Source organism: Dokdonia sp. (genome assembly GCF_039945015.1).
GTDB lineage: Bacteria > Bacteroidota > Bacteroidia > Flavobacteriales > Flavobacteriaceae > Dokdonia.
Genome location: NZ_JBDUXP010000018.1, coordinates 576725 through 591921, shown reverse-complemented (window position 1 = coordinate 591921; position 15197 = coordinate 576725). Strand labels below are relative to the sequence as shown.

Here is a 15197-nt window from a genome sequence, read left to right as displayed (position 1 = left end):
AAAGAATTATAAGGTGGCTGAGTGATTTTCGCGAAAGCGAAAATTGTATCGAAGCTCCGAGTTCTCAATCTGTTTTTTTTACTTATATTTCGTTAAAATCATACTAATGTCAAAAATAATATACACCGTACTTCTATGTTTCTTTATGAGCATCACGCTATCTGCACAAGAGGAAGTACTAACCTGTAAAGATTTTAAAGAAGGCACTTTTATAGTACCCGGAAATGAAAGACTTCCAGATACATTTATCATTCGTAATGGGAATCAGCAAACGGAGATTCTTGAAATCAATGGGAAGCGAGAAGAATCTGTTATTGATATTGTATGGATAAGTGACTGTGTGTATACCGTTGCATTTAATATGGAAATAAATGATCCAGCAACCCTTCCGGGCACCGAAGAAGATAAGAAAATGGTGATTACAGTGACTATGAAAAAAATAGAAGGAAACTGTGCCTATTTTGAAGCAGTAGGAACGGGTCGTGCAAAAGATTTTGTTGTTCCTGGAACCATTTGTAAAGAAGAAACATTATAAATATTGAGTTATGGCAAAAGCAGGAAGTCCTAAAAACACAAAAAATAAGGCAAAGCATTCTAAGTTAATGGCTCAAAAGAAAAAGAAAGAGCGAGAAAAAAAAGACGCTCATGATGCTCGCATGAAAATTCTTAAAGAAAAGATCAAAGCTCAAAAGGGAGAAGGATAAAATAGAGGTCAGCATTTTGTATACTGATGCACCATAATCTAAGGAAACTGAGTGTTTTTGTTGTAGGTAAATGTGCCAAAATCTCTGTCTCAAAATTATAATGCAAGGTAATAGAGTGATTTTACGACTACCTTTTTGATAATCATTAAATTGTATCAAAGTCTAAAGTAACACAATGCTCGTAAATCCGTTATAGAAATAGCATGCCAGACAACCATTTGTAAAATGAGTCATCTACTATAAGAATAGATATCCATGACAATACATATAAAATGCATCATTACGATTCTTACAGGACTTATAGTTTCTGGAATGAGTGCCCAAACATTTTCGGCAAAACTAATCGATGATATATCTCAAGAATCTATTCCTTTTGCAACGATTGAGTTGTCAAAGAATCGAGGAATCGTAAGTAATGAAAATGGTGTTTTTACCATTAATGAAGATCAGATGAAGGATGTAAAAGATTCTGTGTTTATTTCTTCTATGGGGTATGAACGTAAAGGAATTTGGGTAGCTACATTTACGGATAGTCTTGTAAGATTAGTGCCAAAATCCTTTGAGCTTAAAGGGGTGTTCTTAACCAGCAATCCATTATCTGCAAAAGAAGTTATAGAAAAGGTAAAAGATAACTTGACCAAAAACTATGATGTTCAGGATGTATCAAAAAAGAAAGTCTTCTTTAGACAATCTAATTTTAATACAATGAAGAAGGTCGATTTTAAATTTAAAAAATCGACGATAGAAGAGCTTAATAAAGAATTCATAGACAGTATCTCTGCATTGGTGCCTCGTAAATCTTCTTATTACCGCGAAGTAGTAGGTGACTTTTATGGGAACTATAAAAAATATAAGCTTTATGTAAACAAGGCAGCCGAGTTGTATGACAAATCTAAAAACGCTTCTATAGGTGGATTGAGTGAACGTCTGGACGCTATTTTTAAGGAAAACGTAAAGCCAGATTCATATCTTAAAATTAAATCAGGACTCTTTGGTACCAAGGTTCAAGTAGACTCTTTTGAAGCAGCAAATGAAAAGGCTAAGAAAGTAAAGATGGAGGCGGGAGATACAGATGATCTAGGTTTTCAAGAGCAAATCAAAAAACGGATCTCAGAATTATACGAGCAACTCTTTTTTAATGAAGATTCAAAAATTGATATTCTCATAAAATCTAATAGATATGAGTTTGAAATCGAAGATTATACGTTTATTGATGATGAGCCTGTGTATATTATTAATTTTTCGCCGAAAGGCAAAAAAGACTTTAAAGGAACAGCTTATATCAATACGAATGACTTTGCCATTGTACGTTTAGAATTTGCAAATGTACGTCCGTTATTCAAGTTTGGATTATTAGGAGTTACCTATAGAGAGAATGTATACAGAGGAAAAATGTTGTTTGAGAAGAATGCGAGTGGGAGTTATAGTCCGCGCTATTTAGAATTAGAAAGTGGTAATTATTTTGGATTGGACCGCCCTCTAAAAGTGATTGAAAAAAACAAATACGTTAAAGGACGTCGCAAACAAAACGAACTCTCACTAGGTCTAAACTTACAAGGAACATCACTATCTAAATATGAGATGGTTGTTTTTAACTCAGAAGACATCTCAAATTCAATGTATAATGCTGTAAAGGAAAATAAAAATGTAGAAGCAACGTACTTATCAAGCTACAATCCTAATTTCTGGCAAGGGTACAGTATCATGGAACCTAATGCGGCTATTCAGGCTTTTAAAGTGGTAGAGTAATATATGTCGGAGCTTTGATCTTCCTGTATATGAAGACAAACGCAGTTTTTATATGTACTTCTAGCAAACGTTAAAATCACACAAAATTTAGAAACCCAGTAACACAACTCTCTTAAAATCGTCATAAAAGCAGAAGTACAGACAACCATTTGTAAAAATGAGTCGTCTAGTATATAAACAAACAATCATGACGACACTTATAAAATATATCATTACCATCCTTACGGGACTTATAGTTTCTGGAATGAGCGCTCAATCATTTTCGGCAAAATTGATCGATGCTAAGTCCCAAGAATCTATTCCATTTGCGACCATAGAGTTGTCAAAAAATAGAGGTGTAGTAAGTAATGAAGATGGAATTTTTACGATTACTCCAGATCAAATGAAATATGTGCAAGACTCTGTATTCATTTCTTCTATGGGATATGAGCGCAAAGGAATCTGGATAGCTACATTTACAGATAGTATCGTGAAACTTGCCCCAAAATCATTCGAACTTAAAGGTGTGTTCTTAACCAGTAACCCCTTATCTGCAAAAGAAGTGATAGAAAAGGTAAAGGATAACATGACCAAAAACTATGATGTTCAGGATGTGTCAAAAAAGAAAATCTTCTTTAGACAGTCAGATTTTAATAATATGAAGAAGGTTGATTTTGGATTTAAAAAATCGACGATAGAAGAACTTAACAAAGAGCTGATTGATAGTATTGCGACATTAGTCCCTCGTGAATCTTCGTATTACCGCGAAGTTGTAGGAGATTTTTATGGCAATTATAATAAGCATAAGTTTTATGTAGATAAAGCTGCCGAGCTGTATGATAAATCTAAAGATGTCTCTGTAGATGGATTGAGTGAACGCTTAGAAACCATCTTTAAGGAAAATGTAAAACCAGATTCCTATCTTAAAATTAAGTCAGGTCTTTTTGGAACCAAAGTACAATTGGACTCTGTCACGGCAAACAATGAAGATGCAAAGAAAGTACAGGTTGAGGTTGAAGGAAATGACGAAGAGGAAGGCCATTTTCAGGAAAGTATTAAAAACCGTATTTCCGAATTATACGAACAACTCTTTTTTAATGAAGACTCGAAAATTGATATTCTCACAAAATCAAACAGGTACAAATTTGATATTCAAGACTATACATTCATAGATGAAGAGCCTGTGTATATTATTAATTTTTCGCCAAAAGGGAAAAAAGACTTTAAGGGAACAGCTTATATCAATACGAATGACTTTGCGATTGTACGTTTAGAATTTGTAAATGTGCGCCCGTTATTTAAGTTTGGATTATTAGGAATCACGTATAGAGAGAATGTATACAAAGGAAAAATGTTGTTTGAGAAGAATGCCAGCGGAAGTTATAGTCCGCGCTATTTGGAGTTAGAAAACGGCAATTATTTTGGATTAGATCGCCCTCTAAAAGTGATTGAAAAAAATAAGCACGTCAAAGGACGTCGCAAACAAAATGAACTCTCACTAGACTTAAATTTACAAGGAACCTCACTGTCTAAATATGAGATGGTTGTTTTTAACTCAGAAGATATCTCAGATTCAGCATACGATGCGGTCAAAGAAAACAAAAATGTAAAAGCAACCTATTTATCAAAATACGATCCTAACTTCTGGCAAGGCTATAGCATTATGGAACCTAATGCTGCGATTCAAGCTTTTGAAGTAGTAGAATAAGGTAAAAGAGATCGGTCATTTTAGAAGGGCTATTTATGGAACTATTTCAAAATTTTTTTTAAGAGTTTCGCTTTCGCGAAAATAGTACCGAACCCTCTATTTACATACTTATTTTGCATTACGGAAAAAACATTGTTCAATTTTTTTAAAGGAAAAAAAGACAAAAAATAAAGGTTTGATTATTTTTTTCGACCAATCGGCTGCAAGTTGTTTTATGCTTGCTCACAACATATTCTGTAAACCAAAGCCAATAGTGTCATGAGAACGTATCTTCTTTTATTGATAAGTCTTTTTAGTGTGTCAAGTACTTTAACAGCGCAAACGCCAAAGCATCAAACAACTTCAAAACAAAGAACAACACCTACCTATCTCAGTACAGAAGAAGCGACGGTTTCTGATATCTATAAAAAAGTATTACCAGCCGTTGTAACTATTTTTACAACCTCAAATAACTTTACAGAAAAAGGGGCAATTAAAAGCCAAGGACAAGGTTCGGGAGTATTGATTTCTCACGATTGTTATATCCTTACTGCAGCTCACGTGGTAGATGGTGCTTCTGAGATTTTGGTAAAGACACAAGATGGGAAAATGCGTAAAGCAACGATCCTTTTTAGTGAGAAAACAGCAGATATAGCCTTGTTACAATTAAAGGTATTAGACCCATCACTTGCGCATGCAAAATTGGGGAATTCTGATAATCTAGTAGTAGGTCAAAATGTATATGCTATCGGAAGTCCATATGGATTAGAAAATTCGTTTTCATCAGGAATTATTTCTGCATTTAGAGGTTTTAATATGCTGTATGATGGTACTGTAAATGTAGAATTTATTCAAACTGATGCAGCTATAAACTCTGGAAATAGCGGAGGTCCATTATTTAACTCACAAGGAGAAGTCGTGGGAATTGCGTCAAGTATTTTGACGGTTTCTGGAGGCTTCCAAGGAATAGGAATGGTAGTTGCCATAAATACAGCAAAAGACCTTCTTGCTTTTGAAGATCGTCCTTGGATCGGGATAGAGAGTGTCTTCCTTACTCAAGAAGAATATGCAAAATTATTTAACCTTAACATCCCTACAGGAGGTGTGCTTATCCAGAATGTGGCGGTTAATAGCCCTGCGGCAAAAGCAGGACTTAGAGGAGGATATATCTCTGCAAATGTGGCTGGAAGAGAGATCTTGTTTGGAGGAGATATTATCTTGCAGATTGGAAATCAAGTGACCTGCCATGCAGATTGTCTAGAAAATTCTAAAGGCGCTCACGTAGATGAAAATAAAATAAACATACAGTATTTACGAGAAGGAAAAGTGTTTACTGCGATACTAGATGTTACAGATACAAGACGTAATTTCTTGGTAAAGGAGTAAGGTGTTTTATACGCTTTCGCGAAAGCGGACCCACAAAATTATTCTTTATAGCGTAACTCTTTTGCTTGGATACTGTAATCCCAAACTTTCTCTCCCTTCTGATCATAAATGGTGAGCAATAATGTGCGATCTGTACGAGGGCCTGAGACGTTAACAATTCCAAAATTGTGCTCGTAATAGGTTTTGCCTTTTACCTGATGCGTGTTTCCTTCGTCACGAGGATTATGCGTTCCAGAAGTAAGCGGAGAACAGGTAATATCAATAAGAGGGTATGCATCTGGTCGCTCCATACGTGAGATTTCGGTATGATGACGGTCACCACTCATAAAAACAACACCTTCTATTTTTTCGGCAGCAAGCCGATCCAAAAGACGTTTGCGGGCTCCAGGATAGGTAGCGTAGTTTTCATAAACAACAGCATCACTCACCGTTTGCCCTCCTATACACACAATCTTAAAAGGTGCTCTACTCGCGGTAAGGGCATCTATAAGCCAATCGAGCTGTGTGTCTCCAAGATAGTCTTTGTTAGGGTCAAGGCTTCGGTTGGGTGCGCGATGATACCGATCATCCATCAAGAAAAACTCCACATCATTCCATAAAAACTGACTCGTAATACCGCCTTCTCCTGTAGCATTGGTTGCAGGGTTTCCCCAGTATTCATTAAATGCTTTTTCGGCAATACGTTTATGTACATAACTGCGATCAGAATCATTAGGCCCAAAATCGTGATCATCCCAGATCGCATAATGATGTACACTTCCTAATAAAGATTGTAATTCAGGAAGTGCACGAGCTTGTCTGTTGCGATGACGGATCCCTCGTTCTGTTTGGAAATCTGGTGTGCGTAAGTAAATATTGTCTCCAAGCCAGACCATAAAATCTGGTTTTTTCTGTGCGATATTTTCAAAAATCTCATAACCGCCTCCATATTTACCAGGCCGATCATCTTTTGCTTCATTAGCATAATAACAAGACCCAATAGCAAAAGTAAATGCTGGCGGCTCTGTACGATACTCCCATAATGTTTGTGTCTGGAATTCTAAAGGGTAGTCTCTAGGAACATATTGATTATTGATATATAATTTATAGGTATATGTCGTTCCATAAGTCACCTCGTTAGGAAACAATTTTGCAATATGATCTCCTTCTTTTGAAGTGGTAACGGTTTCTGTAAATCGTTCTTTTTCGCCTTGAGCGAAATACCCAATTTTCACATCGGCGGGAGTTTTGGTTTGTACCCAAATCAAGGCTTCTCTATAATCAGAATATCCTACCATAGGTCCTGACTGTAATAGGTTTGCTTGCGCAAAAAGGGTTACAGAAAGAAAAACAAAAAACAACGTAGGGAATAGTGGTTTCATAAAGAAGTGTTTTATACAAAGTTCCTGAAAATCTAAGATACGAATATTACTATAGTATTAAGTACGACACTTTTAAGATTAAGAAATGTATACCAAATAAATGAGTTATATTTATGGAAATGACGAACCAAAGAAATCTTTTCTTCTTGCTTTTTATGAGTATTGCCTCGACAATATGTGCACAATCGTATGTAGATGTTGTAAAGGTGAGCTATAGCAATGTGATCAATGCGAGTTTTGAAGATAGCAATGCAGAGACGAACCTTTCTCTTTTTAATGCATCACTTACAATCCCGATTCCTATTACGGAGAAAACAGCTTTTATTACAGGTGTAGATTTTGCACATCAAGGACTTGATCTTTTTCCAAATCAATTTTCTCGTACACTTGGAGGAATTACTTTTAAAGCAGGAGTGTCTCTCACACATAGTGATCGTTGGTCGGGTACGTATGTATTACTTCCCAAAATTGCGAGTGAAGATTTTGCAATAGAAGGTGATGCTTTCTTTATAGGCGGAATTGCACTTTTAAAGTTTCAAAAAAATGAACATATACAATACCGTTTTGGCGTGTATGTTAGTGAAGAAGCTTTTGGAACCATCGTTACACCGATTATAGGGGGTTATTATAAAAGCGAAACAATGCATTGGGAAACAACATTAAATCTACCTGTTAATGGAGATGTCAATTATGAAGTGAATGATCGATTTAAAATAGGAGCTGCTTTTGAAGCTGCTGGTAGTTCTTTTGTTCTGGATACAGATGCGCCTCAAGAATTATATGTCCAAACCAATTCCTTAGAAATTGGCCCTTATTTTCAGCATGCCATCGCAAAAAATATTTTACTCAGATTACAAACTGGATATTCCAGTGTAGATTATCAAGTATATGCTGTGGGAGATGAACTTCCTTTTAGACTAGCTGCATTTGAGTTTGGAGATAGTCGTACTCGACTCAATCCAAAAATGAGCGGAAACCTCTTTATAAAAGCAGGGATTACGTATCGATTTGATATTCCAGAGAAGGAAACGATAAATTAATATATTCTTGAAGGTCTGTAGAATATACAGTAATTTGCATGTTAAATAACTGACTATGAAAAAGTATCGATTTTTAATTTTGTTTATATGTTTTATAACTTCACAAAACATATTTGCTCAAATTCCAGAACTTTTTATACATGAATGGGAATTAGATCATTTAATTATAGATGACGAAGAGATTTTCCCTCCTATTAACGAAGAAGTTGAATCCGTTAGAATTTTATTTGATGAAACTCCCAATGATAATCCAAATACCCCATATTCAATAACAGGAAATGTATGTGATACTTTTTTTTCGAGTGTGATTTTTGAGCATGAAAATACAATTGAAACATTAAGAATGGGTTTTGACTATGTAGAAACATTAGGCGGTTGTGATATTTCAGAAAACCTAAATTTTCAGGGAACGTATTTTTCCTTTTATGTTAACTTTTTAGAAGATCCCTATGAATATCAAATTACTTTTTCAGGTGATGATGCTCTGTCTTTAGAAGTGTTTTCTCCGAATGGAGATATTGCTATTTATAATAATCTAACACTTTCTGTAAATGATATTACAGAAATTTCTTTTTCTATCTACCCAAATCCTGTTCAAGATCAATTGCATATAACTACAAACCAATCTATAAGAGATTACACCATGACTATATTTGATATGCAAGGAAGAGTGCTTATAAGAAGGTCAAGAGAAACACTTGGTATAAACCCAATAACAATTCAAGATTGGCGTGCAGGCATATATCTGGTTAAAATAGAAAATGCATCTGGTGCGATCACGACAAAACGATTTATCAAAAATTAAATCAATATCATGTTTATTTCATTCATCTACAAAAGAGTAATTTTGTAAAATAAATGAATTTTATATGGTATCAGATACAACTTCTCAAATATCTTTAGAACGACAAACTCCCTATTATGCCGTCATCTTTACTTCGACTCAAACAGAGATAACAGAAGGCTACTCAGAAACGGCAGATCATATGGAAACACTTGCAAGTAAGCAGCCAGGATATCTAGGCATAGATCACGCACGTAGTGAGATGGGAATTACAATTTCGTATTGGAAAACACTAGAAGATATCGCACGATGGAAAGCTCAAAAGGATCACTTGGTAGCACAACAAAAAGGAATTTCAGATTGGTATCAGAACTATACCATTCGTATTTGTAAAGTAGAACGAGAATATTCTTTTTCTAAACTTGATAAGAAATAATTCTTCTCCCTTTGAGAGAGATTAGGTGAGGAAAAATGTTAAATCCATCCCAAATGTTAAAATTCACATACTACAAATTTTAACATATACGTTACCACTATAACCACACACAAATTTCTATACTCTTTTGCATGTTGGATTGACCAATCTCAACCTGTAAAACACAACAATTTATTTAGTAACAATCAGTTCAAAATCTGTTATCTTTAGTAACATATTTTTGAATACCCTTTTAACTGTATTCCATAGATTTATCTAGGATTATATGAAGGGACCTAACACCATCATTATGCGTAACATTCATGTTTTTCTCACCGCAATCTTAGCTCTATTTCTCATTACTTGTGATAAAAAAAGTAATGATCAACCTACAGATAATCTGTTCAAATACAAAGAGTATATCTCGTATGCAACAAGTGGTAGGCAGTCTGTGGTAAACCCTATTACAATCCAAATGGCAAAAGCATTGACGCAATTTGAAGTCGATCAAGAAATTCCATCAGATATCTTAAAAATCACACCCAAAACATCAGGAACCTTGACTGTTTCTGGGCAACGCGTATTAAAATTTGTGCCTAATGAGCCGTTAGAATCAAATACAGAGTATGAGGTGGTCGTACGTCTAGATCAACTCTATGATGATCTTCCTAAAGACAAACGCTCTTTCGCATTTAGCTTTAAAACCATTACTGCCGATTTTAAAGTAGACTTACGCGCATTGCAATCCTATGATAAGAGCTATCAATACTTAGAAGGTCAGATAGAAGGGTCTGATGTGATCGCTTTCGCGAAAGCGAAACAATTAATAACTGCAACTCAAAATGGAAAGCCCCTATCTATTACATGGGTAAGTGATCAAAAAGCGGCACGCTATCATGCCTTTAAAATAGATAGTATTTATCGCGATGTAGAAGATACAAACATACAAGTACAATGGGATGGAAAAGCGATAGGAGCCAAAGAAACCAAAGGCGAAAATGAAGTTCTTATTCCTGGACGTAATAATTTTAAAATTGTAGATATAAATCAAACATTAGGAGCAAATGCTTCGTTATCTATTAATTTTTCTGATCCATTAGAAGATAATCAAAACTTTAAAGGGTTGGTGACGATACAACGAGGAGGAAGTCTTCGTTTTGAGGTAGACGGAAATGTATTACACGTATATCCAGAAAACCGAATTGTAGGAAACTCTCTTGTTGAGGTTTTCCAAGGAATAAAGAGTACCGATGGGTATAAACTCAAAAATCAGTTTTCAGAAACCGTTTCTTTTGAACAACTCAAGCCTGGTGTACGAGCGATTACAAATGGTGTGATTTTACCCAATTCAGGAAGTACGCCTTTCTACTTTGAAGCTGTTAACCTAAGTCATGTCGATGTACGTATTATCAAGATATTTGAAGATAATGTGTTAGAGTATTTACAAGAAAGTAATCTCAATAGTAATAATACGTATAACTTAAAACGAGTAGGAAGACGTGTTACAAAGCAAACAATTAATCTGAACGAAAATGGTTTTGGAGGATCAGACAGTCAGTGGCGAGTTCATGGAATAGATCTTTCAAATTTATTTACAGCAGATCCGGGGGCATTATATCGTATTGAGATAAGCTTTAAAAAAGGATATGTCGCCTATGAATGCACCGATGATACGACTCAGGTAGATGAAGATGATTATGATGAATATTATGATGAAGAGTATTATGATGAAAACTACACAGAGGCAGAAAGCCAAAATGAAGACGAACGCGAAGAACAGTATTGGGATAATAGAATCTATCGCTGGCGTAATCAAACATATAATTGGAGACAAGAAGACAACCCTTGTCATCAGGCCTATTATCAAGAAAGTAAATTTATCAATAGTAATATTCTAGGCTCTGATCTAGCACTTATTGTTAAGAAGGGAAAAGATAATAGCTATCATTTTGCAACAACAGATATTGTTTCTACAACTCCAGAAGCAAATACAAAGGTGACTCTTTATAATTATCAAAAACAACCTATAGGATCTGTAACTACAGATGCATCAGGACTTGCAAAAGTGACCCCAAAAGGACATGCTGCATTTGCTGTAGCTCAAAAAGGGGCAAACTATGCTTATTTAAAAATAGAAGATGGGAATGCACTCTCCATGAGTAAGTTTGATATCTCAGGAAAAGAATTACAAAAAGGGTTAAAAGGGTTTTTATATGCAGAGCGCGGTGTGCATCGTCCTGGCGATAGTATTCATCTTACGTTTGTACTTAATGATGCAAATAACCCATTACCTAAAGATCATCCTGTAAAATTAGAAGTGACCGATGCTAGAGGTAAACTTACGTATCGTAAAGTATTAAGTAGTAATCATGCCTCTTCGTCAGATCATGGCAAATCACTTAATAACGCTTTTTACTTTCCGATAGCTACGAGTCCTACAGATCCTACAGGAAACTGGAACGCAACTGTACATGTAGGTGGTGCTAGTTTTTCTAAAACGCTAAAAGTAGAAACGATAAAACCAAATCGATTAAAAGTCAACTTAACATTTAAAGATGACATTCTAAATGCAAGCGGAAACTTAGAAGGAACGGCGACGGTTACTTGGTTGCATGGAGCACCAGCTCGTAACTTAAAAATAAAAACAGACGCGACTATTAGAAGATCAAATAGTGGCTTTAAAGACTACCCTAATTATAATTTCTTTGACCCTATACGTAGTTTTGATGAGGTAGAACTTCCTGTACTCGATGGACAATTAAATGAAGAAGGCGTTGTTCAAATTAATGAAAAATTAAATTTGAGTAAACGTGCTCCAGGAATGCTTAAGGCAGTATTTGTAACAAAAGCATATGAAGGTGGCGGTGATTTTTCATTAGATGTTGTGACCAAAGAAGTAGCGCCGTTTGATCATTTTGTAGGATTACAATCACCAAAAGGACGTGCGTATGGTAGTTATTTTACAGATGACGACACAGAGTTTGATCTCGTTACAACAGATGCTCAAGGAAAACCACAAGGAAATAGAACTTTAGAAGTAAAAGTGTTTAAGATGAGCTGGCGTTGGTGGTGGAATAGAGGACGTGACAACTATTCTAATTATGAAGTCGGAACTGTACATACACCTGTGCAAGATTTTAAAGTAACCACAGGTAGTCATGGAAAAACAAGTATTAAAGTAAACATTCCTGAAAGGAATAGTGGTCGTTATTTGATTAGAGTTATCGATCCAAAAAGTGGACATGCAACCGGCCGTATTGCTTATTTCTACCGTAATTGGAGTGGTTTGCAAAGTGATTCTGAAAGCGCAAAAATGCTCATTTTTTCAGCAGATAAAGAAAAGTATCAAGTAGGAGATGATGCTACGATAAGCTTCCCATCAGGTAATGGAGCAAGAGCGTTGGTAAGCATAGAAAATGGTACACAAGTATTAGATAGCTGGTGGGTAGATGCTCAAAAAGGAGAGACACAATTTAAAATTCCTATTACAAAAGAGATGGCGCCTAATGTGTATGTGAATATCTCGCTTTTACAAGCACATGAGCAAACCAAGAATGATTTGCCTATTCGATTATATGGAGTCATTCCTATCTTGGTAGAAGATCAAAATACCATCCTTACTCCAAAAATAACGATGCCAGATGTGCTCAAGCCTGAAGAGTCGTATACGGTAAAAGTAAGTGAGGCAAATGCAAATGCAATGACCTATACCATTGCTGTAGTAGATGAAGGATTACTAGATTTAACACGTTATAGAACACCAGCAATTCATAAACATTTTTATAGTAGAGAAGCTTTAGGAGTAAAGAGTTTTGATATGTTTGATTATGTCATTGGTGCATATTCTGGAAGTATAGATAATGTATATGCAATAGGAGGAGGTGATGCCGCTGCTGCGGGGAAAAATAGAAAAGCAGAACGATTTAAGCCAGTGGTTACATATTTAGGCCCTTTCGCTTTAAGCAAAAATGAAACAAAAACACATACGTTACACATGCCTAATTATGTAGGATCTGTACGTACGATGGTTGTAGCCGGAGATCCTTCGGTATCTGCCTATGGAGCTTCAGAAAAAGCAACACCAGTACGTAAACCATTGATGGTGTTAGGTTCGCTTCCGCGAAAATTGTCTCCAGGAGAACACGTGACCTTACCGGTAACCGTCTTTGCGATGGAGTCTAAAATAAAACAAGCAAAAATTACCGTAAAAGCATCAGGAGCATTTAAAGCAACTGATGGAACCACAAAGACAGTTACATTTAATGCAATAGGAGAAAAAATTGTTCCTTTTGAATTTGATGTAACTGCGGTAAATGATATCCAAACGATAGAAATTATTGCCGAAGGAAATGGAGAACGCGCTACCTATAAAGTAGAGATCGATGTAGAAAATCCAAATCCAATCACACAAAGAGCAACCGATTATGAATTATCTGGATCAGGAAATCTAACCATTAATTATAATACGTTTGGTGTTGATGGATCCAATGACGCTGCTATAGAGTTTTCTACATTACCACCTATGGATTTTACAAAGCGTATGCAGTATTTAATACGATACCCGCATGGATGTGTTGAGCAAACAACATCTAGTGTATTTCCACAATTATTTATGGATGATATTTTTGATCTGACATATGAACAAAAGCGAGAATCTCAAGAAAATATCAAAAAAGGAATTGCACGTTTAGGTAGATTCCAGAATGGAGATGGAGGTCTAGGCTATTGGCAAGGAGAAACCACTGCCGATAATTGGGGGACTAATTATGCAGGTCATTTTATGATCGAAGCAAAAAAGAAAGGATATGCATTACCATTAACTTTTATGAGTAATTGGTTACGTTACCAGAAGAAAGCAGCACGTGAATGGCGATCTGGACAACATGCTTATAATACAACGATGGTACAAGCATATCGTTTGTACACACTAGCCCTTGCTGGACAAGCAGATCTTGCTGCTATGAACCGCTTGCGCGAAAATAGAAACCTAAGTAATGATAGTAAATGGCGTCTAGCGGGAGCATATGCCTTAGTTGGACAAGAGAAAGTAGCCGAAGGCTTAATTGCAAATGCTACTATTGATTTTACATCAACTAGAAGTAATTATCATACCTATGGCTCTGTATTCCGTAATAGAGCCATGGCGTTAGAAACGATGGTTGTAATGGGAGATAGCAAACAAAAAGACCTTGCCGTTTCTATAGCTAAAACCTTGTCTTCAGAGCGTTGGTTAAGTACGCAAGAAACAAGTTATTCATTACTTGCAATGGCAAAAATGGTGCTCAAAAATGGTGGAAAATCAATTAAACTTAATTACACACAAGGAGGTAAACAAGCAACGATTGATTCACAACAAGCAATCGCTTTACGAGATCTAGTAACGTCTGATGGAGCAAATACAATTACGGTGCAAAACGCAAAAGACAATGTGGTATTTGTACGCCTTGTTCAAAGCGGTAAGTTACCATTAGGTCAAGAACTTGTAGGAAGTAGTAAACTTAAAGTGACGACGACTTTCTTAGGAGCAAGCGGACAGCAAATTGATGTATCTAATTTACGACAAGGAGAAGAGTTTACTGCTCAAATCACAGTGAGTAATGATAGTCGTGATTTTGTAGATAATGTTGCGCTTACTCAGATTTTTCCAAGTGGTTGGGAAATTGTAAACACACGTTTTACAGATGACAACGGTGGTACTGAAGGAGCCGCCAGATATACAGACATACGAGATGATCGTGTGAACTTCTATTTTGAAATGAATAAGACAAGTACACGCACATTTAAGGTACGTCTTAATGCTTCATATCTGGGAAGATATTACCTGCCAGGAACTCAAGTAGAAGCTATGTATGATAATACCTATTATGCTCGTAATAAAGGAAATTGGGTAACCATTCAGAAATAGTGTTCCTACCGAAAGACCCACCTCGTCATTCGCTTTGAGCGAATGCCACTCCTCCCTTTCAAGGAGGGGAGTTTTAAAAGAGGTTAATAAGAAGTAGATAGTTTTTTTGATTTAGAATAAATTAGAAGAGATAAGAATATATACTATAAAAAGCTCCTTCCCCTATGAGGGGAAGGTGGCGATTGTG

General features: G+C 35.8%; 10 protein-coding genes. 9 read left to right on the top strand and 1 reads right to left on the bottom strand.

Annotation, left to right across the window (positions count from 1 at the left end):
- Window positions 1-106 precede the first annotated feature (106 nt).
- From ABJD27_RS14135 to ABJD27_RS14115, 5 genes are all read left to right on the top strand, one after another.
- Window positions 107-535 (top strand): hypothetical protein, encoded by a 429-nt coding sequence (locus ABJD27_RS14135; protein ID WP_348168720.1) that lies wholly within the window; start codon window positions 107-109, stop codon window positions 533-535.
- A 10-nt stretch (window positions 536-545) separates the two neighbouring features.
- A complete protein-coding gene (locus ABJD27_RS14130) occupies window positions 546-704 on the top strand; it encodes a hypothetical protein (RefSeq protein WP_348168723.1) in 159 nt (52 codons plus the stop codon).
- Between the two features lie 255 nt (window positions 705-959).
- The gene (locus ABJD27_RS14125; RefSeq protein WP_348168726.1) at window positions 960-2453 is read left to right on the top strand and encodes a carboxypeptidase-like regulatory domain-containing protein; all 1494 of its coding nucleotides are present in this window, start codon (window positions 960-962) and stop codon (window positions 2451-2453) included.
- Between the two features lie 157 nt (window positions 2454-2610).
- Complete coding sequence (locus tag ABJD27_RS14120) at window positions 2611-4140, top strand: carboxypeptidase-like regulatory domain-containing protein (protein WP_348168728.1); 1530 nt, start codon at window positions 2611-2613, stop codon at window positions 4138-4140.
- Between the two features lie 258 nt (window positions 4141-4398).
- Window positions 4399-5505 carry a trypsin-like peptidase domain-containing protein gene (locus tag ABJD27_RS14115; protein ID WP_348168731.1) on the top strand — a complete coding sequence of 369 codons (1107 nt, stop codon included), beginning with the start codon at window positions 4399-4401 and terminating at the stop codon, window positions 5503-5505.
- Window positions 5506-5543: 38 nt separating this feature from the next.
- Here ABJD27_RS14115 and ABJD27_RS14110 read toward each other — a convergent pair whose 3' ends face one another.
- Window positions 5544-6866, bottom strand: a complete 1323-nt coding sequence (locus ABJD27_RS14110) for an alkaline phosphatase D family protein (RefSeq protein WP_348168734.1) — start codon at window positions 6864-6866, stop codon at window positions 5544-5546.
- A gap of 119 nt (window positions 6867-6985) precedes the next feature.
- Between ABJD27_RS14110 and ABJD27_RS14105 the strand changes: the two genes are divergently transcribed.
- The 4 genes from ABJD27_RS14105 to ABJD27_RS14090 all read left to right on the top strand — a co-directional run bounded on the left by ABJD27_RS14105 (window position 6986) and on the right by ABJD27_RS14090 (window position 15010).
- Window positions 6986-7906: a DUF6268 family outer membrane beta-barrel protein gene (locus ABJD27_RS14105; RefSeq protein ID WP_348168737.1), complete on the top strand. Its 921-nt coding sequence runs from the start codon at window positions 6986-6988 to the stop codon at window positions 7904-7906.
- Window positions 7907-7961: 55 nt separating this feature from the next.
- A complete protein-coding gene (locus tag ABJD27_RS14100; RefSeq protein ID WP_348168740.1) occupies window positions 7962-8711 on the top strand; it encodes a T9SS type A sorting domain-containing protein in 750 nt (249 codons plus the stop codon).
- 64 nt (window positions 8712-8775) lie between these two features.
- A complete protein-coding gene (locus ABJD27_RS14095; protein ID WP_348168743.1) occupies window positions 8776-9126 on the top strand; it encodes an antibiotic biosynthesis monooxygenase in 351 nt (116 codons plus the stop codon).
- A gap of 289 nt (window positions 9127-9415) precedes the next feature.
- On the top strand, window positions 9416-15010 hold the full coding sequence (locus ABJD27_RS14090; RefSeq protein ID WP_348168746.1) for an MG2 domain-containing protein: 5595 nt from the start codon (window positions 9416-9418) through the stop codon (window positions 15008-15010).
- The last annotated feature ends 187 nt before the right edge of the window (window positions 15011-15197 follow it).